This is a genomic window from Pirellulales bacterium, from assembly GCA_035656635.1.
Classification (GTDB): domain Bacteria; phylum Planctomycetota; class Planctomycetia; order Pirellulales; family JADZDJ01; genus DATJYL01.
Genome location: DASRSD010000107.1, coordinates 37,579 through 57,756 on the forward strand (window position 1 = coordinate 37,579; position 20,178 = coordinate 57,756).

General features: G+C 57.3%; 13 protein-coding genes. 7 read left to right on the forward strand and 6 right to left on the reverse strand.

What is annotated here, in order from left to right; all coding sequences use genetic code 11:
* Positions 1-6: 6 nt before the first annotated feature.
* The 3 genes from VFE46_10000 to VFE46_10010 all read left to right on the forward strand — a co-directional run bounded on the left by VFE46_10000 (position 7) and on the right by VFE46_10010 (position 8,157).
* Entirely contained in the window at positions 7-5,823 is a 5,817-nt protein-coding gene (locus VFE46_10000) for a hypothetical protein (protein HZZ28320.1), read from the forward strand.
* 77 nt (positions 5,824-5,900) lie between these two features.
* Entirely contained in the window at positions 5,901-7,439 is a 1,539-nt protein-coding gene (locus VFE46_10005) for a serine/threonine-protein kinase (GenBank protein ID HZZ28321.1), read from the forward strand.
* A gap of 271 nt (positions 7,440-7,710) precedes the next feature.
* Positions 7,711-8,157, forward strand: coding sequence for a hypothetical protein (locus tag VFE46_10010; protein ID HZZ28322.1), 447 nt, complete (start codon positions 7,711-7,713; stop codon positions 8,155-8,157).
* 91 nt (positions 8,158-8,248) lie between these two features.
* Here VFE46_10010 and VFE46_10015 read toward each other — a convergent pair whose 3' ends face one another.
* The gene (locus VFE46_10015) at positions 8,249-8,950 is read right to left on the reverse strand and encodes a hypothetical protein (GenBank protein HZZ28323.1); all 702 of its coding nucleotides are present in this window, start codon (positions 8,948-8,950) and stop codon (positions 8,249-8,251) included.
* Positions 8,951-9,199: 249 nt separating this feature from the next.
* On the opposite strand from VFE46_10015, the gene VFE46_10020 reads away from it, so the two are divergent.
* Together VFE46_10020 and VFE46_10025 are read left to right on the forward strand one after the other, a co-directional pair.
* Positions 9,200-9,889 (forward strand): hypothetical protein, encoded by a 690-nt coding sequence (locus VFE46_10020; GenBank protein HZZ28324.1) that lies wholly within the window; start codon positions 9,200-9,202, stop codon positions 9,887-9,889.
* Between the two features lie 21 nt (positions 9,890-9,910).
* Positions 9,911-11,242 carry an HD domain-containing protein gene (locus VFE46_10025; GenBank protein ID HZZ28325.1) on the forward strand — a complete coding sequence of 444 codons (1,332 nt, stop codon included), beginning with the start codon at positions 9,911-9,913 and terminating at the stop codon, positions 11,240-11,242.
* 10 nt (positions 11,243-11,252) lie between these two features.
* On the opposite strand, the gene VFE46_10030 is transcribed toward VFE46_10025, so the two are convergent.
* The 3 genes from VFE46_10030 to VFE46_10040 form a co-directional block, all read right to left on the reverse strand.
* Positions 11,253-12,629 (reverse strand): ABC transporter permease, encoded by a 1,377-nt coding sequence (locus VFE46_10030; GenBank protein ID HZZ28326.1) that lies wholly within the window; start codon positions 12,627-12,629, stop codon positions 11,253-11,255.
* Positions 12,626-14,107, reverse strand: a complete 1,482-nt coding sequence (locus tag VFE46_10035) for a sugar ABC transporter ATP-binding protein (protein ID HZZ28327.1) — start codon at positions 14,105-14,107, stop codon at positions 12,626-12,628. The genes VFE46_10030 and VFE46_10035 overlap by 4 nt, the downstream gene beginning before the upstream one ends.
* Before the next feature lie 159 nt (positions 14,108-14,266).
* The gene (locus VFE46_10040) at positions 14,267-15,271 is read right to left on the reverse strand and encodes a substrate-binding domain-containing protein (GenBank protein HZZ28328.1); all 1,005 of its coding nucleotides are present in this window, start codon (positions 15,269-15,271) and stop codon (positions 14,267-14,269) included.
* A 530-nt stretch (positions 15,272-15,801) separates the two neighbouring features.
* Between VFE46_10040 and VFE46_10045 the strand changes: the two genes are divergently transcribed.
* Both VFE46_10045 and VFE46_10050 read left to right on the forward strand, forming a co-directional pair.
* Entirely contained in the window at positions 15,802-17,073 is a 1,272-nt protein-coding gene (locus VFE46_10045) for an acyltransferase (protein ID HZZ28329.1), read from the forward strand.
* Between the two features lie 20 nt (positions 17,074-17,093).
* Entirely contained in the window at positions 17,094-18,479 is a 1,386-nt protein-coding gene (locus tag VFE46_10050; GenBank protein ID HZZ28330.1) for an O-antigen ligase family protein, read from the forward strand.
* Between the two features lie 122 nt (positions 18,480-18,601).
* On the opposite strand, the gene VFE46_10055 is transcribed toward VFE46_10050, so the two are convergent.
* A complete protein-coding gene (locus tag VFE46_10055) occupies positions 18,602-18,904 on the reverse strand; it encodes a hypothetical protein (protein ID HZZ28331.1) in 303 nt (100 codons plus the stop codon).
* A 286-nt stretch (positions 18,905-19,190) separates the two neighbouring features.
* Entirely contained in the window at positions 19,191-19,601 is a 411-nt protein-coding gene (locus tag VFE46_10060) for a PilZ domain-containing protein (protein ID HZZ28332.1), read from the reverse strand.
* Between the last annotated feature and the right edge of the window lie 577 nt (positions 19,602-20,178).

Genomic DNA, 20,178 nt, shown 5'->3' on the forward strand with positions numbered 1-20,178 from the left:
TTTCCCATGATCAGCCAGCACGCAAACCGCAATCCTCGTTTAACCCTGGGAAGTTCTATTTCCTGCGCTTCCAGGCAGAAAGTTAGCCCGGCCGTTTCGCTGGCCGCTTACCGCTTACCGCCTGCGGCCATGCATCGCCGCGGCGTGCTGTTGTTGGTGGTGCTCATTTTGCTCGTCATGTTTGTATTGATGGCGGTTACCTACGTGTTGGTGACCACGCGGGAACTGTCCTCGAACAAGGCCCTGGCCATCAAAGATGCTTCCACCACCGCAGACGCCCCGCAGCAACAGCTGGACGAAGCCATGCGGCAACTGCGGAGCGGTTCGACAAACACTCGTTCCGTCATCTACCCGCACAGTTTGCTCGAGCACATGTACGGGCCGTACGGAATTACCGGCACGGTGAACGCAGTTGATGCCAATGGCAACGCCACGCGCACCAAGCCGTCGGACCCGTCGACCGACGAAATTGTGGAGTTCACAGCGACCAATCCGCTGCCCACCGACTCGAGTTTTTATATCTCCGCGCAACAATTGACGGCCCTGCAAAATCAATCGCTACTGACCGACGGCTATTTTGACGGCTGCGTCATCACCATGACCAGCGGGCAAGCCAGCGGCTTAAGTTCCCGCATTGTGCGTTACGACGCATCCAATTCCAGCAATCCCGTGTTCCATGTGTTGGCGTTCAAAGGCAATAACGGAAATGTCGCGCCGGCGAGCAAAGACACGTTTGTCATCAATGGCCGCGCGTTTTCCGGCACGGGGCGTGGCCTTAATCCCACGACCGGCGTGCTCGATGCCGCGGACAGCAATCTCCGCCCATTTGCTTTGCTGCCCAATCCCGTGTTCTACCAAGCCAGCGGCACGTACAGTTCGTCAACGCCATTCGGCGGCATCGGCGGCGCGAACACCGATTACGAAGCGCCCGATTACCAGCACATGTACCTGTCGTTTATAGTGCAAAACACTAATGGCTTGCCGCAAACTATTCTGCCATCGTTCCACCGGCCCGATTTAATCAACTATTGGAAGAACCAAGCGAATCCGCCGCCGCTGCGACAATACATGCTACGGCCCAACTCCATCGACCATCCTAACTTCACCGGCAGCAATCCCACATTCGACGCCGTGAATGGCCCCTGGGATGTCGATAACGATGGCGACGGCGTGGCCGATAGCGTGTGGTTGGACCTGGGCGACCCGGTGCTTACCACTTTCGATGGCCGGCTATACAAGCGGCTGTACGCTATTTTGTGCGTCGATTTGGATGGCCGGCTGAACCTGAACGCCGCCGGCACCAGCGAGCAAACCGCCGGCACGCACACCCAGCAAATTACCGGACCATACGCCGGCGGTTCCGGCACGGTCACACTCCCGCGCGGCGAAGGAAATGGCCCGGCAGATATTGATTTATCCGCCGCCGGCTTCAATTCCGCGGACCTCAGCAACCTGTTGCATGGCGGGTCGGTCAGCGGCCAACCGTATCCGGGCCGCTACGGCGTTTCCAACGAATCGATAAGCTCTGAATCCGTGGGCACGGCGGAGGCCGGGCAAACCGGCAGCAAAAATCCGCTGGCGCTGGTCGAGCATTTCCAATGGACCGACGATTTAAGCCAGCCGCCGTTTTCTGCCTTTGGCAGCCCCAGCGATTTGTGGGGCCGTATGGCCGTAGCGCTCGATTTCCGCGGCCAGCCGATATACTGGAAGCCCGCTTGGACAAACGAGGCGTTCACCAATTGCCCCTACAACATCAATTTATCGATCGAGGGTTCCAATTTCGATGCGCCATTTACGGTGCACGAGTTGGAGCGCGTGCTGCGGCCCAACGACATCGACAGCGTCGATTTGCCCCAACGGCTGTGGCAGCTTTCCGGCACCGCTTCGCTGGCTTCTGGTCCGTCTCCCACTGCTGCATTGGTGCGCGAACACGCCATTACCATCGACAGTTGGGACCCGCCCAGTCCCGGCGTGATTGCGCCGGATTATTTGCGGACTACGCTATCCACCCTGTACGGTCGCAAATTTGCCACCAACATTATCGAATTGCTCACGGCACGGTTGAAAAAAGAAAATCCGTCGATGACCACGGCGCAAATCAACTTCAATATTCGGCGGTTGCTGTCGCCGGAGTTGATTGCCGGGCTGCGAATGAACGTGAATCGTTCGTTGGGGGACGGCCGCGACGGGGACAACAACGGCGTAGTCGACGAGCCCACGCAATCGGAAGTGAGTACCGAAGGCAAAGCGAATGCCTGGGCCTGGCTCGATCCTGCGCTAGCCGGCTACCTGCCCGCCCCACCGACGCTCGATTTAGTCAACGGCATCGACGTGAACGGCGACGGCGTGGTCGATCAAAAAGATCAACTACTGGCCCGACAACTTTACGCCCGGCACCTGTATGTGCTGGCGCGATTGATGATTGACGACAATGCGCTGAATTCTAACGATTGGTTTTCCGATCCCCGCTTCAATCCCACCGATCAGGATGTGCAGGAACTCGGTATTCGTCGGATCGCACAATGGGCGACCAATGTGGTCGATTTTATGGATCCCGACAACATTATGACCCCGTTCGAATATGACATGTTCCCATTTTCGGCAACGGACCGCAACACAGGGCAGACCAAGGATAGTACTAATCCGACGAGCGGAAGAACGTGGTGTGTTGACGGCATCATCGACGATGGTACCGGCGCCTTGAGTCCGGATGACAACCAATTGACATACACATGGCGGCGCATGGTCTGGGGTTGCGAGCGGCCCGAGCTGCTGTTGACCGAAACCATGGCATTTCACGACCGTCGCGTGAAAGATTCAACATTTGACAACAACAAGGGAACTACCACACAGGACACGACAAATCCCGACCCTACGTTGGATCAAGTGCGCATTCCGCAAGGTTCGGCCTTCTTCGAGCTGTACTCTACTGGAAATCCCAATCAGTTGCAGCAACCGAGCGGAAGTCCCAATCAGCCGCAGCAATCGAAAGATCTGTACGACAATAGCACCGGCCAGTGGATGCTAGATTTAGGCAAAATGGCGCCGGCCGATTCCAGCAGCGCGGCATATCCGGTGTGGCGATTGGCGATCACCGGTCCCGATGCGAACCAAACAACCGACTCAGACGGCGACACTCCCAACGACGTGCAATCACAAAGCAGCAAATATACAGACTTTTATTCGTACGATACCGGCGACACCGTCAATACCCCAGCCAGCTTGGTATACCACGAAGATAAAGCGGCGGGTGGTACCGGTACCGTTAGCGTTAAACCACCCAAGATTGATCGGGTCGTATGGTTTACCAAAAATCCGCCACCGAACGGAACATATGATGTAAATGCCAATCAAATTTATTATAGGCAAGGCGGCGGCAACAATTGTTTTCTCGGTTTAGGCCAGTACGCCGTTGTGGGTCCGCGAGAAGTCACTCGCATCGGCTGGAGCACAAACGCCAGCACCGATGCCACCAGCATGTATTCCGCTCCGGGCGATGAACCAGTCGGCGCGAAAATTGTGCTGCAGCCCGGTTATGGTGGGGTGCAGTTTACCGATCATAAACTCAGCGGCAGCGATTCCAGCTCGGTCTCCAACTACCCCGATTCCAACTCTATCCAACCGCCGCTAGCAATCATTGCCGCGGCAGATTTGTCCGGCACCACAGGCACACCGTGGGACAGCGGCTGGAGCAGCAATACATCGCAGGCCGCCCGGCTCGATACCATTAATCCCAGTTCTTTGAATCTTTTTGGCGTCGGCATCAGCATTTCTGAGCCCTTGCCGGGCGCAAGCTACTATCAGGAGCCTAAGGTGCAGCGCCCGAAGTTCGACAACGAGGCTGCCGTCACGGATTGCTATGCTCCGCTGAATGAAACAGACCCCAGCGCGACCGGACAACGGTTCCTCGACCAGCCGGAGGACAGCGATACCACTAAGGACCGACTGACAAAACATATGCCGCCGTCAGCGAACAACAAGCTGCCTTCGGGAACGTATCCCAATTACAAAACCGTGCTGTTGCAACGGCTGGCCAATCCGCTGGCGCCTTATAACGCCTACAACAATCCCTATTTGACTGTCGACTGGATGCCAATCGATTTGACAGTGTTCAATGGCCAGGCGAAACCAGTTGATTCCGGCGGCAATGCCATCTCCGATCCCGACGATCCTAATGCGACGGCGCCCACAGTTAATTTCGCCGCTCGGCAACGTGGTGGCAAACTGACTGGATCCAGCCCGGCTTATACTTCCGACTTCAACATCTGGCTGCAGCAGGAGGCGGCAAATCAGGCAGTTGACAATCCGCCGCCAACAGCAGCCAACGACAGCACCAGCACGATGGTGTTCCCGCATCAATTGAAATATTACAAAGACGGTTCCAGCCCCGCGCCTTCCGCAGCGGCGCTCGCAAATCCCAACGCTGATAATACGCCTGGCGCAGGTTTGCATACCTTCGGCTTTGTGAACAGTTATTTTCAGCAGTCGGCCGGTCAGGGAGCACTTACGGGAACGTTCGGACCACTGACTTTGGGCGAAGTGAACAGCTTTACAACGCATGTCGGCGATCCACGGCAGCCTTTCCCCTGGCTCACTTGGAATAACCGTCCGTATGCCAACATTGCCGAGTTAATGATGGTGCCCGCTACCCATCCCGGCCGATTGTTGCACGAGTTCAGCTTGGCTTCGACATCCGCCAATCCATACAAAAGCAGCGACCGGGCAGAATGGTACGCTCCGTATGGGCATCTGTTGAACTTTTTCAGCTCAGATAAGAATACTGTCACGTCGCCCAATCTATCGCTGATGTTCGAATACTTGCGCGTCCCCTCGCCGTTTGTGGGCACCGACACAGTACTCGATCCGGCCATGTTTGCCTGGAATGGCGGCACGCCGGGCGAGTCTGGCTCCTTACCCAGCGGCAGCGAACCTGCCGGCACCGCCGGCTTGCATCCGCCGTTTTCCACCATTTCCAATTACCGCGATCCGGGCCGCGTAAACATCAACACGATTGCCGGCGGTATAGATTCGACGACAGGCATGCCCGTTCCCAAAAGCCACGTTTGGAATGCGCTCATAGGCGGCGACCTCAACGCGGCAGGTGCCGTAGCGCCAGGTCCGACCTTTACCGATTTGGTTGCCAGCCGCCGCGGTTATCCCGTCTTAACGACGAATTCTCCGTACAGCTTCGACAGCGCTCATCCATCGATTTTTTTCAATCCCTTCCGTTCCGCCGCCGGTTACAACATGGTGCCGCTCACCGCACTGTCGTTGAGCAAGCCCACCAATGCCACTTTGTTCCGAACCGGTATGGATGTTAATGGCCGTAGCATCACCGATAACAATATCGAAGGAGGCACGGCCGGATTGGGCGACCCGTCATCTATTGATAATACAAAGAATGTCCTTCCTCTCATGGCCAACAAGCCGGCGCTGAATGTGCAAATATCGTCCGGAGCGCCGCCGGCGTATATCGATGCCACAAGAAATCCGTACTTCATGTATCAGGGGCTCGGGCACTTAACCAACAAGCTTACTACCCGCAGCAATGTGTTTGCGGTTTGGATTACGGTCGGGTATTTTGAAGTGACACCGTGGTATGGCACCAACGGGTCGGGCACGGCCAATACCAGCGGGCCGCAAGTTTTCGATACCGCCCATCCCGATGGTTACCAGCTGGGCCAGGAATTGAAGGCCGATACCGGCGAAATCGAGCGGCACCGCGCGTTTTACATGATCGACCGCAGCATTCCCGTCGGCTTCGAGCGCGGGCAGGAGCTGAACGACGACAAAGCGGTGGTGCTAAAGCGGTTCATCGAGTGAAAATAGATTCCCGCCTGATCGAGGCAAACACATAAAGAGGGCGGTTGCAAGCACAGAATCGCTCATGGTGATGGGGCATGGCCGACCGCAGTTCTACTCGACGTTATATTCCGCCTGCACCAGGGGCACCTCCACCAGCGGATTCTTCCTCCGCTCGTTTGAAGCCGGCGACGGAAAGCTCGGCTGCGTCTTCCTCCAAGGCCGCGCTCCCCCCGCGGGCAGATTCGCCGCTACCTTCGTCAGTGCCTTCGACTGTCGACGCCGCGCCGCCACTGGAAGGCCAGGTGCATTTGGAAACTCAGCCCACGGTCATTACCAAATCGCCAGTGTTGGCGCACTATCCGCTGGCCGGGCTGCACCCGCGCGACATGGGCCGGCTGCTGGAAGGGGAAAGCCTAGGGCACTTCGAGCTGTTGGAATACGTCGGCGGCGGCATGGGGGCGGTGTTCAAAGCGCTAGATACCATGCTCAACCGCACCGTGGCGGTGAAGGTGCTGTCGCAGGAGCAATCGAGCGATGAAGAAATGCTGCGGCGGTTTCAGAACGAGGCCCAATCGGCGGCCCGGCTCGATCACGAAAATATCAGCCGCGTGCATTACGTGGGGGAAGATCGCGGCTGGCATTACATTGTGTTCGAGTTCATCGAAGGGGCCAATGTTCGCGATCAAGTGAACGAGCAGGGCCCCCTGCCGCTGGCCGAAGCCGTCAGCTACACCTTGCAAATTGCCGATGCCTTGGCGCACGCCAGCAGCCGCGATGTCGTGCATCGTGACATCAAGCCTTCCAACGTGCTCATTACCCCGGACGGCCGAGCCAAGCTGGTCGATATGGGCCTGGCCCGGCTGCATCACGTGGAGACCGAAGGAGACGACCTAACCGCCAGCGGCGTAACGCTCGGCACGTTCGATTACATTTCGCCGGAGCAAGCCCGCGACCCACGCAATGCCGATGTGCGCAGCGATATTTATTCGCTGGGCTGCACGCTGTACTTCATGCTCACCGGTCGCCCGCCGTTTCCTCAGGGAACCGTGTTGCAAAAGTTGCTGCAGCACCAGGGAGACGAGCCTCCCGATCCGCGGCAGTTCCGGCCCGAGTTGCCCGACGACTTATTGCGAATCCTCGACCGCATGCTGGCCAAAGCGCCGGAGAAGCGATTTGCCAGCCCGGCGGAGCTTGTGGCCGAATTGGCGGCGTTCGCCCAGCGGCATGGTTTTCCAGCGACCGTCACCAGCAGCGTGGTGTGGTTGTCTCCCGAGGAAACGCCGCCCCGGCTGTGGGAACGGCATTTGCCTTGGGCGTTGCCGGTGGCGGTGCTCGTCGTTTTGGCGCTGGTGTTGAATGTGCTTTGGTCGCATGAAGCCAGCCATGCAGCTTTTCCGCCGCTGCACGCGTCAACGGCCATTGGCAATGGGCCTGAAGGTGCTGATTCAGCAAAATCGTCGGAGAAAGCAGCGCCAATATCGAATTCGCCCACTGCCCCCGGCACAATTATTCCCAATACCTCCACGCCGGGCATCGCTCCATCGTCGAATGTTCCGCGGGACGAATCGAAAGGAGCCGCCCCGACAGAACCTGTTCTCCCCGCTAAGTCTGCGGTCGACGAGAACTCGCCCTAAGGCCAAGCTTGATAGCGGGCCGTTATGTTCTGCCCAGGCCGCAAAGTTCTCCATCTGTGCTGGAATCTGCTTGACAGCTGACGGTCGCATATCTTTATAATTGACCGGTCGTTGGAATCGAACGCAGATTCGCCGGCGACATTGCATTTTCGCATGCCAGAGAAATGTTTCCCGCCGCGGTGGGCCGCAGCAATTGCGGCTCTGCTTTCGTAGTTGCTGTCGGTCGTAGCAAATTTCCCTCCCTCGGTTTTTCATTTTGCACCAGGAGAAGTTGAGCATGAAAAAGCTCGTGATGACGCTGTTCGCGGTTGTCGTGGCCGGTTCCACCCTGCTGGGCTTGTACGTCGGCACGGCGCAATCTCGCCCGCAGTATATGAAGGCCTTTAACACCATGTACGTGAAATCCGATGGCACGCCCGAACAAAAAGCATTGGATGACGCAATCAAGGGTCTCGGCGAGAGAAAGGGCTGTTTAGTGTGTCACGAAGGCGAGAAAAAGAGCAACCGCAATGCCTACGGCAAAGAGTTGGCTAAAATTCTGAAGCCGGCCGATGCCCCTCCGGAGTTTCGCGGTGAAACCGACAAAGGGAAAATTGAAGATGCACTCAAGAAGGTGGCCGACATCCACACAGATCCCAAAGACGATAAATCGCCCACCTATGGCGATCTGATCAAAGCCGGCAAGCTCCCCGGCGGCGAGCCCAAGGCGGGCAAGTAACCACGGCAGCTAATCACTCACCGCAGAAGCTGCGCTGCGGCGCAAAAAATTCGGCCGTCCTTCGGGACGGCCGCTTTTATGCGCGGCAGCGTCATTCGAACATTCCCTCGGGCAATCCCTCCACGTTGCGCACAATCACGCGCTGCACCGTGTTCCACGCGACAATCGTCATGGTCACAGTGCCATCGGCGGCCTGTGCGGCAAACAGCCCGTGCGAATGTCGCGAGTTTTTGCTATCGAACCAATCGGCCAGGAGCATCGTGCCTCCTTCGAGGTGTAACTCGATGATGGCCCCCCGCTCGCGCTCTTCCCAGAGCTTCTGTAAGAGCTTGCACAGCGGATGGATGCGACCGGTCGCCGGCGGCGGCACGTCTTCCATGGTTTGCAGCGGGGGATCGTCGTCGTCGGGCAAGTCGGTTAAATCGACTTCTTCCACCTGCTCCATCTCGGACAGCACAGGCACTAAAAATCGTGCGCCGCAGTGCGGGCATTGCCCGGCCTGGCCTTGCATGCGCGATGGTCCGTGTAAGCGGTGTCCGTTGGGACACAGGAAAGCGATCTCGTCCGGCGTACCCGCTAGGGGCATGTTGGCTCCGGCAGCGGCAATCGCGGCGGCTGCCGGGCCGGCGGTTGGCGTCGACGCGGTAGAATTCCCGACCGCTTTGGCGGTGGCGCCGCTGGCATTGGGCACCCGCAGCGCAATACCGCATCGCGGGCACTTGGCATCTCGCCCAGCCCGATCTTCAGGACAAGAAATGCGATGACCGTTGGGGCAAAAAAAGTCGAGCGCCATTTACGCACCGGCAATTAAAAAGCGCTAGCCGAAGCCAATCTACAGAAAAGACGCCGCCGCCGAAATGTACCCTATCAATCGTATCCCAAGCGGTGTGTTCGTACAACAAAAGCGAGGGTTTTGCCCCCATTGGCACGGTCGGGCGATGGGCAAATTGTCCCGCTACCACCCGCCTGCTTGACTTGCTAAAACCTGAAGTCGACACTAAAGATTGCCACACTTCTGCGCTATTTATTGGTCGTCCGCTTTATGGCGATTGTCGTTGTTTGCCCGAATTGCCTGAAGCGATTTCAGGTGAAGGAAAAATACGCCGGCCAGCAAGGCAAGTGCCCCAAGTGCCAATCGGTGATTACGGTGCCGACCGTCGAAGAAATTGTCAAAATCCCGGAGCCGGAAGCTGAAGAGGATGGAGAGCCGGGAACATCCCAGCGAAAAAAGCTCGCAGATTTCAAGCCGTTGGCTCGAGTGGAAACCCAGGTGCAGCCGGTGACGGCCGTCGGCATTGTCGTGGCGATCGTTTTGTCGATTGCCGTGGCTTTTGTATTGCGGGGCAGCGAGTTTAAATCGTCAGGGCTGCTATTAGCATTAGGGGCGCTGTTGTTGGCGCCTCCTTTGGTCTGGGGTGGTTATACCTTCCTGCGAGATCAGGAATTGGAGCCCTATGGGGGCCGGGAGCTGGTCGTTCGCGGCGCAATTTGTGCCTGCGTGTACGCGATTTTGTGGGCGCTGCTTTGGGGCTTGAAAAATTGGTTCGTGCCCGGCGGCGAGTCGTTGGAAAGCTGGAACATCTTGTTTTTGGTTTGCCCGCCGCTGGCCATTGGGACAGCGACCGCCGTTTTAAGCTTGGATTTAGATGCGGGCAACGGATTTTTTCATTACTGTTTGTACTTTGGCGTGTGCGTGCTGTTGCGGTTAATCATGGGTTTGTCCGCGCTATAACCACTGACCACTTACCCGATTGTGCCATCCATCCGTGACATCCCTGAACTGGCCGGCCTTTCTGCCCGGCGATCGCTGGTGCGCATTCCGCCGGAATTGGATGTGCCGCTGACCGATCGCGTGCGGCACCTCATCGATACGCCCGAATTTCGCCGCTTGGGGCAAGTCAGCCAGGTGGGATTGGTCGGCCAAGTATATCCGGCGGCGCGGCATACACGCTTCGAGCATTCGCTGGGCGTGTATCGGTTGGCGCTGTTGTATTTGCAGCAGTTGTCGTACGACGAGCGCTTTACCGCCGCCATTTCTCCCATGGATGCCGAATTGTTCCTGGTGGCGGCGCTGTTGCACGATTTGGGGCATTGGCCGTTTTGCCACTTGATTGAAGACTTGCGATTACCCAGCGTGCCGCACCACGAAATGTTCGCCAACAGTTTTTTGCTCGAAGGGGAAATTGCCGACGTGCTGCGCGACGAGTGGAATATTAACCCGCGCGACATTGTCGCCTTGCTGTCGGAAAAGCCGCGCGATCAGCGCTCGCGCATTTTGACGAGCCTGCTGTCGGGCCCTATCGACATTGACAAAATGGATTATCTGCAGCGCGACAGCCTACACGCCGGCGTGCCTTATGGCCGGCACTTCGACCAGCAGCGGCTGATTGCCAGCTTATGCTTGAACGAGGCCGGTGACGGGCTGGCGCTCACCGATAAAGGCAAAACCGCGGCCGAAATGCTCATTTTCGCCCGCTACATTATGTTCAGCGAAGTGTACTGGCATCATGCGGTGCGGTCGGCCACGGCCATGTTCCAACGGGCCTTTTTCCTGTTGCACGGCATGCTCGATTTAGATGCCCTATTTCGTCTCACCGACGTGCGCCTGATTGAAGAGCTGCAACGCGTGGGAAGCGGCGGCCCGGGAGGGGAATTATTAGACAGCTTGTTCGGCTCCGCCCGCCGGCTGTACAAGCGGTTGGCGCAATATAGCTATTTCCAGGAACGCCGCCTGTACGACCAATTGGCGCGGCGGCCGTATCCGTGGCTGGCGCAATGCACAGAGCAATTTGCGGCGGCGGCGAGCACGGCCCTGGGCCGGCGAATTGCGCCGCATGAAGTGTTGTTCGATGCCCCGCCGATGAAGCCCGAAATTGAGTTTCACGTTGAAATCTACTTCGCCAAGGAGCGGCGCTACCGTCCGCTGGCGGAAGTGTCGCCGGTGGTGCAAACCCTGACGACGAGCCAGTTCGACGATTACGTGAAACGGGTGCGAATTTTCGTGCATCCGAGCTTGGCTGCCGATCTCCGCCAATTGCCGAACATTGCCGAGTTGGTGCAAACGGCGATCGGCAAAATGGAGTGAGGGACGAATATTAAGCCGAGCGGTGCCGGAGTTGATCGATTGTCACCGCCGCCACGATAATCACGCCCAAAATAATGTCTTGCACCGGATTGCGCAAATCCAATAGCGTGCAGCCGCTGGCGATTACGCCCATGATGGCCGTTCCAGCCAGCGTTCCCAGCACGGAACCGCGGCCTCCGTTCAAACTGCCGCCGCCAATTACCACGGCTGCAATAAATTTCAGCTCCAAGCCTGTTCCCGACGTCGGATTGCCCGAGTTCAAACGCACGAAGAAGCAAATCGATGCAATGCCCACCAGCAGCCCGGCAATGGTATACACGGCAATTTTCACCAGCGGCACGTTAATGCCGCACAGCCGGGCAGTCGATTCGTTGGAACCCAGCGCGAACACATACCGCCCGAATACCGTGTAGCGCAAAATGCACGCCATGATCGCGGCCAAAATTAGCGCCAACCACACCCCTTTGGAAACTTGCAGCCAGGCAGGATCGGGCCGGACCGCGGAAAGTTCACCCAGCCACTGCGGAACTTGGGCCGTGCTGGGCCGCACGGCGGTTTCGTCGGCTACCAGCTTGGCCAGCCCTAAGTAAATGGTCATGGTGCCTAAGGTGGCGATGAATGGGACCACGCGTAAGACCACAACCAAAATGCCGTTCAGCAGGCCGCACAGCATTCCGCATCCTAGGCCCATCAAGAGCGCCAGCCAGGAAGAACCGGCCGCGTTAGGCAGCACGTTTAGCCAAGCGGGATCAGCTTCGACCGGCGCGTTTGCATCGTTGATGCTTGCCAAAGCCGCTTTCGCTTCAGCAAGTTGCTTGTCCAATTCCGCTCGTTGCGATTCGTCGGCGCCGGAAAGCTGCTGCTGCAATTGATCGACCTTAATTTGCAACAACTCCGCCACTTGGCTGCGGCGATGGTCGAGTTGCGCTTGAGCGGCCGCTACTTGGGCCGCATCGTTTTTCCGCTGCGCCGTTTTTAATGCATCGTCGGCGGTTTTCAAATTTCGCGCCGCCCAGGCCACATTTTCGCCATGGGCGATTAAAAACCCCACGTCTTCGCGCATGCCCCAAGCCACCACGGTGGCGCACAAAGCCAGCGCCACGCCGGCAGAAAGATCGATGCCGCCGGCGATCATAATTAGCAACATGCCCAGCGAGCAAATTGCCACAAACGCATTCTGCACGGAAATGGTTTGCAGATTTTGCTTCGTCCAAAACGTGGCGTCCTTGCCGTGCAAGGCCACGTCGACCAAGGCAAACAGCGCGATGACGCAGGCCACCGCCGCCAGCGCCCGCACCAAGGCCAACAGCCCGTGATACCAGCGGCGCCGGGAAGCGGCCGCAATTCTGACCCTGGAATCGTTCAATTTGGGCGTGGGTTGGCTCATGTGGTTACAGGTTCCTCTTCTCCAATGGCGCAGGTCAACACGGCTTCTTCGGTCCACTGGCTGACAGGGCGAATTTCGCGCAGCCGGCCACGCGACATCACGCCGATGGAGTCGCAGGTGGCCATCAGCTCCGGCAAATACGAACTGACGAAAATCACCGCCTTTCCCGCCGCCGCCGCTTCACCGATCAGCCGATATATTTCGGCTTTTGTGCCCACGTCAATGCCGCGGGTGGGCTCGTCCAACAGCAGCACGTCGGCCTGCTGATGCAGCACGCGGGCAATCGCCACTTTTTGCTGTGTGCCGCCGGAAAGCTCGGCGATGGCTTGATCTGGCCCGCGAGTTTTAATTTGCATGCGGGTAATCCAATCGCTTACCACGGCATCGCGGCGGCGGAGGTTAAGCCAACCCCATCGGCTGTAGGGAGACAGCCGACTGTAAGTGAGATTATCGGCCACCGAGCGGCTTTGAGCCAATCCTTCCCCTTTGCGATCTTCGCTCACCATGCCCAGCCCCGCCTGAATGCGCGCCCGGGGCGTCGCTGCTGGCGTGAATGCGCCGATACGCACTTTGCCCGAGCGAACCGGATCCAGCGCGAACAACGTGCGCAGCAATTCCGTGCGGCCCGCGCCTACCAGGCCGGCAATTCCCAAAATTTCGCCGCGGCGCAGTTGCAACGAAACATTCCGCGGAATGCGGCGGCCGCTCAGGCCGTCGAGAGACAAAATCGGTTCACCCGGCTGGTGCGGCACTTGCGGGAATAAATCGGCGACGCTGCGTCCGACCATCAGCGAGACAATTTGAGCATCGGTCGTGCCGGCAACTTCTCCCGTGCCCACGGAAGCCCCATCGCGCAGCACGGCAAAGCGATCGCAAATTTGGCGAATTTCCTCCAGGAAATGGCTAATGTACACAATTGCCAAGCCCGCGCCGCGCAAACTGCGAATGGTGTTAAACAATTGCTGCACGTCTTGCCGCGTTAAGGAGCTGGTCGGCTCGTCGAAGATAATCACTTTGGCTTGCGAAGCCAGCGCCCGCGCAATTTCCACAACCTGTTGCATACCGACCGAAAGCCGATCGACCGGAGTTTGCGGATCGAGTTGGGCATGCCCCAGCCGGGCCAGCGCCTCGCGGGCGATTTTCCTTCCCAGGCGGCGATCGAGCAAGCCGAGGCGGCGGCGCTCCTGGCCCAGTAAAATGTTGTCTTCCACGCTCAGCTGCGGCGCCAGGTTCAGCTCCTGGTAAATCATGGCCACGCCGGTTAGCCGGGCTTGATGCGGACCTCGGGGAGCATAAGGCCGATCGAGCAGCGTCATGCTTCCTTCATCGGGCAAGTGCGCGCCGCTGAGAACTTTCATCAGCGTGCTTTTGCCGGCCCCATTTTCACCGATCAGGGCCAGCACTTCGCCGGAGCGCGCTTCCAAATTCACACTTCGCAAAGCTTGCGTGGCGCCGAAACGCTTGGAGACGTTCGCCATTTTCAGAACGGTGGCAGGCCCAGGCGACATTACGACGATTGGTGGAAGAAAAGTGAGAAGCGAAGCAAAGCCGATGGGGGATTTTCGATTGAGAATTTCCGCCGTTGCGCAACATTCGCCCCGGCAAAGCCTAATTCCTAAATCCGCAATCGATTTTTGCTAGAACTGTTCGGGGTTCAACAACTTGTGCATGTGCGGGTTGTCCATGTTTTCCTTCGTAGCCACTGCTTCCCCCGTCGAAACGCGCTTTTCGACCGGTTGCCCGGTCAGTTGCGCAACGATCGCCTTCACGGCCTGGTACCCCATGTTCACCGGATCTTGTAGAACGACGCCTTGCATGTCGCCATCGCGCAAGGCTTTGACAATGCGGTTGCTGGAATCGAAGCCTAAATACACGACCTTTCCGGTTAAGCCAGCTTCTTTTAGCGCCTGCAACATGCCGGCGGCGCTGCTTTCGTTGACGGCAAAAATGCCATTGACCTCTTTGCCGTATTTCAGCAAGAGCTGCTGGCTTTTATCGAGCGCGGTTTGTTCCGACGTTCCGGCATATTGATCGGACGACAAAATTTTGATGTCCGGAAACTCCTTCTTAATGGTTTCCAAAAAGCCGCGCTCCCGGTTTTCCGTGCTTTCGCTTCCCGAGCTGTAGCGGAGCAAAAGGACATTGCCTTTGCCATTCAGCTGCCTTCCCATTTCGCGAGCCGCCAGCCGGCCGCCGTTCTCGTTGTCGGTGGCCACATAACTGACGTACAGGCTGGGATCGTTCAAGCCGCTGTCGAAAATGACCAAGGGAATGTTGGCCGCTTTCACGTCTTTGGCCACATTCACCAACGCTTGAGAATCGATCGGGGCCAGGCAGATGCCATTGACGCCGCGGGTCACGAAATTTTCCACCAAATCGATTTGCTGGTTTCGATTGTCATCTTCTGCCGGCGCTTTCCAAATGATTTCGACGTTGCCTAATTCGCTGGCCGCATCTTCCGCTCCCGCGTGAACCGATTTCCAAAACTCGTGGGTGGCGGCCTTCGGCACTACGGCAATTTGATATTTTTTTCCGTTTCCCCCCATGGCTACCGATGCTCCTTGTCCGCCGGGACCGGCAGCCTCGTCCGAGCAGCCGACCAAAATGGCCAACGACAAGAGCACCAGTAAATTCCGCCACATAAACCACTCCCTCCTGCGCGCCGGGCGCAATGATCATATTGAATGAAAACGACGGACTGGAAGCATAACCACGGCTTGCTTCCTGCCAGCCAATTTTCATTGAGCCGCTGCGAAATCGCAAGGGGCGGAGCGCCATTGCTGCCGCGGGGAATTATGCCCCTAGCTGCGGCAAACCGGCCACATCGTACAAAAGCCGACGCCGCTTAATTTAAGAAACGCCGTGGCGATTGGGCCGCTGGCAGCCTAGGCCTGCAAATCCAATAGTGTTTGTAGGCTGAGCGGAAGATTATCGAAACCGCCGCTGTGCATTTCGGCGATTCCGGAAACAAGCGGTTGCATTTAGTCAACATGCTGGGTCGATCGTTTTCTGCCAAAGTGGCTGAGAACTCGCTCGCATATCTCACAACTGGCAAACCATTTACGGTGCTCGTGCTGGTGCGAATTGGACGACGCTTGGCTTCCCGGCATTGACTTTGCGACGTCTCACAAGATTCTGCGACCGATTCGGCTCCAGCACCAGGAATTGCACGATGTCCGCCTGCTTTACCGTTGAACGATGCGCGCCAGCCAATGACCCAACCACCGTCCCGCTGCCTCCGGTCACTGGCACAGTGAATCGCATTAAATCGCGCCGTTACGAATCACTGGATATGTGGCGCGGCCTGTGTTGCTTAATGCTGGTTGTGTTTCACACCACGATGCAACAAGCACGATATTACTTCGTGGGGCAATCCGGAAGCGTAAACAGCCTGGATTCACTGGGAATATGGCTTGCCGCCCGAGCGTGGATTGGCGTGCCGATTTTCTTTGTGATTAGTGGATACTGCATCATGGCCACGCTGCATGCGCGGCGGGACAAAGGCGTTGTGGAATTCGCCAAGCGCCGATTTTGGCGCATCTATCCACCGTATTGGACGGCGATCGGGTTGTCCGCGGTCATCATCTTAGCTTTGAACGCACGCTGGCCCGGGCTGGTTCATGACGGTATTTTCACCGTTCCCAATCCAGACAAAATGAGCGTCTGGGAATGGCTGGGCAATCTTACGCTGACGGAATCGTGGCGGCACACGGTATTCGGCGGCAACGCCACGCATTTGTTGCCCAACACCTGGACGCTGTGTTATGAGGAACAGTTTTACGTCGTAGCGGCTTTGATTTTGTTATTCGCTTCGCGCCGCATCTTCACGGCCGCGGTGGTAGTGACCGTCATCATCCTTGTGGGGAAGACCATCACTTGGAGGGCTGGCTGGGAAGTAAAAGGTTCGCTCTTCGATGGTGGTTGGTTCCAAATCGCCGCGGGAATTCTTCTGTACTATCGCGTGAATCGGGCAACACCGGCCCAGATTCGTTGGATTCACGCCGCGCTCGTTTTAGGCATCATCGTGTCGCTGCGCAATCCAAGCCATTTATTGGAGTTTTACCCGAATCATGACACCGAACGGTTCGTGGCGTACACTTTTGCACTGGCAATGTCCTTCCTGTATCCCTACGACAAACGCTTGCAGAAAGCGGCTCTGTTACGTCCCTTCCGGCGAGTTGGCGGCATGAGCTACAGCGTTTATTTGTGCCACCCGCTGATCGCCAAGGGAATCAGCTTCGCGTTGTTTAGTGCGGGCATCCGCGGCAATGCCGTTACCTTGTTGGGCATCTTGCCCTTAATCATCTGTTTGTCGTTGGCGGTAGCCTACTTATTCCACCGTCTGATTGAACGTCATTTTATCCCTCGTGCCAGTTCAGCGCGCGTGTCAGCTCCAACCGTCCCCATCGTAGCGCTCAATGGCTCGGTGGCGTCCGTAGCTTAAACCCTGTACCGCCAGGCTTGATGGAATTCTTGATTATCATCGCCGGTGTCTGTGGATTGGTTTGGGCCACCTGGTTCATTCTGCGCGGCTCTTTGGTGGGTGGTTGCCTGGGTCTCATCCTGATTGCCAACGTGTTCGGTTATTGGTTTTGGCATAATGATGGTGGAATTCCGGTCACCGTGGACCGTGCGCTTCTGGTGTTGTTGTTTGTCGCCTACGGGCTGCGTAAACGATTCGGTGCTACCGAACCCAAGCCGTTGATTCGCGCGGATTGTGTTTTATTCGCGCTGCTTGTGGTTCTAACCTTCAGTACCTTCACCCACGACTGGAGTTTTGAAAAAGGGGAGCCGCTCACGCACCTGGTGATCTACTGGATCATTCCGGGATCGATCTATTGGATTGCCCGCCAATCCCCCTTGAGCGAACAAAACATTCGGGGAATCTTTATCGCCTTGGCATTGTTCGGCGCTTATCTGACTGTGACGGGCCTGCTGGAGGCTCTAGGCCAATGGTCGCTGGTGTTTCCTCAATATATTGCCTCGCCCAAGCATCAATATTTTGGTCGCGTTCGAGGACCATTCCTCAACCCCGTCGCCATGGGAATTTACCTTGCCACGGCAATTGCGGCCGCACTGATGCTTTGGCCGCGCCTGGGCCGTTTTGGGCAATTGTCGTTACTGTTGTTTTCATCCATCGCGGGCGCGGCATTCCTGGCGACGCTCACTCGAAGCGTGTGGTTAGGCGGTGCGCTGGCGAGCGCCATTTTCTTGGCCCTGATCACGCCCCGTCCGTGGCGCTTTTTGCTGTTCGGAGTTGGCTCCGTGCTGCTGGCGGCCGTATTCATGATGAAAACCGACAGCATCTGGAACATCAAGCGTGATGAGAACCTGGGCGCTGCTGCAGCGGCTGAGTCCGCGGAATTGCGACCCATTCTGGCGAACGTCGCATGGAACATGTTTCAAGATCGCCCGCTGCTAGGCTTCGGCTTCGGTCAATACGATCGTGAAAGGCTGCCGTATTTAGCGGATCGATCCAGCGAGCTGCCGCTGGATAAATCGAGACCCTACGTGCAGCACAATGCATTCCTGGCACTGTTAACGGACACCGGATTGGCCGGCACGAGCTTGTTCGCCTTGCTGCTGATCTTGTGGATTTCCAATGCTCGGAAGCTGTGGACCAATCCATCTGCCCCGTTAGTCTTCCGACAAGTCGGGCTCGTCTTTATGGTGATTATGGGAGTGTACCTGCCCAACGCCATGTTCCATGACACGAGCATCATTGACGGCTTAAATCTCTTGATCTTTTTCATGGCGGGCTTGACGTCCGGTCTCGTCGCCAAAATTGCTGACCACACTTCAGCCAACGAGCCAGGCGTTCAGAATCGTCGCTTTCAGCTCGCCTGCTGAATGCCTGGCCGGTCACTTGTTTGCTGACCGTATTCCCGAGGCGCTGTTCATTTGCGATTACGATTCTGTGCAGCCACGGCAAAATCGCAAGGGGAGTGAAATGCGATTTGGGTGCGCGGGGATTACTCGCGCAGTTCCGGCAGCCCAAACACATCCAGTTCCAAGGGTTGCCCGGCGGGTGTTGTCAGCAAGAAGGCTTCGTTGCAGCCGGGACAGATTCCGCAAGACAGCTCAATTTTTTGGCCAGTCTCGCGCGATTGAATGTAGAAGCGATCGCCTTGGTCAATTGCATCACAGACTTCGGCCGCCGTCCAAATTCGCGTGTGATAGGATGCCGTTCCGGAACCTACCAGGTTCACATGAAACCGCCCCGCCGCACTGTGACATGGCTCCCGCTTGGCGCAAACAACTCGGTATTCCGCCATGGCCGCACCACCCTTTCCCCGGCCCGTCTGGCATCCGTAGGGGGGTGCGAATTCTATGCCGTGGAACACCAGCCCAAATTCAGGATCAATTGATGAGGGAATTCTGGTTGTGATGCATTTTGAAGTGAACTGCATTGGGTGGCCGGGGTCGAGTGCCGCCGAGCCCCCGGAATGCTGCCTGCTGGGGGGCTCCCTTCGGTCGACCCCCAGCCACCCTGCGGAAGCAAAGTGCATCACTACCGGAATTCTGGTCTCCGGCGCGTCAGGCTGGCAGCCTGCTGCGCGCTTATGCATAACCTATAAAACTTCCGGCAATTTCGTATAGCGGTCCTGTCTGGCGACAACGCACTACTTTTAGCACGACGCGCAAATGTTCCCCTTTGCCGCTGTTGCCGGTCATCTCCAGCCGCAAAAAACTTGCTTCGACCGGCTCCAGGTGATACATGCACAAACCGCCCACGGAAATATCGCGCGTCACGCCCAAGAACGCTTCGCCATCGGGATGATATTGATCGTCGAGCGGCGTCGCCCGGACCGGCATGGTCACCGGATACCGCAAATTCGAGCGGCGTTCCGAGCCCTCAAAGAATTTTTCGCCGCGGATCACGCGGCGTATGAAATTCACCACCCGTTCCGGCGGCAACTTGTTCGGTTTTTCTTGCACAACGGCGGAATGATCATGGAAGATTTTGTCCATTGCACTGCCCCTTCTCGAAAATAGTTCCTGACAAAAGTGATCACGCAGCTCGCGGTGGCGCGCAAAATCATCGGTGCGCGCCAGCTGCGCATGCGCTTCTAATCAATTGGAGATCACTGTCGGCGGAAAACGAATTCCCGCCGATCCTGACTCGCGGCCTGCGGCAACCCGTAACGTTAGAATCCCCCTAATTGATAAACTACGTTTTGTAATTTTCGAGGGGAGTGCGATTGCTGCGCGATCGGGTGGATGAAAGACAGCCACGATGACCGCCCGCAAGCCGTCCGAATGATTTCCCGCTAGCAAAACCTGGGGAGATTCGCACCTATCAAGAAGGCGTCGCAATTTCCATGCCCCCCAAAACGGCGAAGGATATCGCACAAGACAGGTCCGTACACGACTTCGGGAAATAACGATTTTTCCTGAACAAATCGAGAGTTATTTGCGCCCGCGCCCAGCCCCAATTCCTGTTTCGTCATCCGTTCCGGAAGAGCTCTGACGCCAGTTGGTAGGGCGATTGGCCGGCGACTACGGAATCGACGTGATTGGCAGGCGTTAATGGGCGGTACAGGACTCG

Coding starts and splice junctions, on each gene's coding strand:
- VFE46_10030 (HZZ28326.1), bottom strand. CDS start 12,629: ATGAGCCAACCCACGCCCAAATTGAACGATTCCAGGGTCAGAATTGCG.
- VFE46_10035 (HZZ28327.1), bottom strand. CDS start 14,107: ATGGCGAACGTCTCCAAGCGTTTCGGCGCCACGCAAGCTTTGCGAAGT.
- VFE46_10020 (HZZ28324.1), top strand. CDS start 9,200: ATGGCGATTGTCGTTGTTTGCCCGAATTGCCTGAAGCGATTTCAGGTG.
- VFE46_10005 (HZZ28321.1), top strand. CDS start 5,901: ATGGCCGACCGCAGTTCTACTCGACGTTATATTCCGCCTGCACCAGGG.
- VFE46_10050 (HZZ28330.1), top strand. CDS start 17,094: ATGGAATTCTTGATTATCATCGCCGGTGTCTGTGGATTGGTTTGGGCC.
- VFE46_10040 (HZZ28328.1), bottom strand. CDS start 15,271: ATGTGGCGGAATTTACTGGTGCTCTTGTCGTTGGCCATTTTGGTCGGC.
- VFE46_10055 (HZZ28331.1), bottom strand. CDS start 18,904: ATGGCGGAATACCGAGTTGTTTGCGCCAAGCGGGAGCCATGTCACAGT.
- VFE46_10060 (HZZ28332.1), bottom strand. CDS start 19,601: ATGGACAAAATCTTCCATGATCATTCCGCCGTTGTGCAAGAAAAACCG.
- VFE46_10015 (HZZ28323.1), bottom strand. CDS start 8,950: ATGGCGCTCGACTTTTTTTGCCCCAACGGTCATCGCATTTCTTGTCCT.
- VFE46_10045 (HZZ28329.1), top strand. CDS start 15,802: ATGTCCGCCTGCTTTACCGTTGAACGATGCGCGCCAGCCAATGACCCA.
- VFE46_10000 (HZZ28320.1), top strand. CDS start 7: ATGATCAGCCAGCACGCAAACCGCAATCCTCGTTTAACCCTGGGAAGT.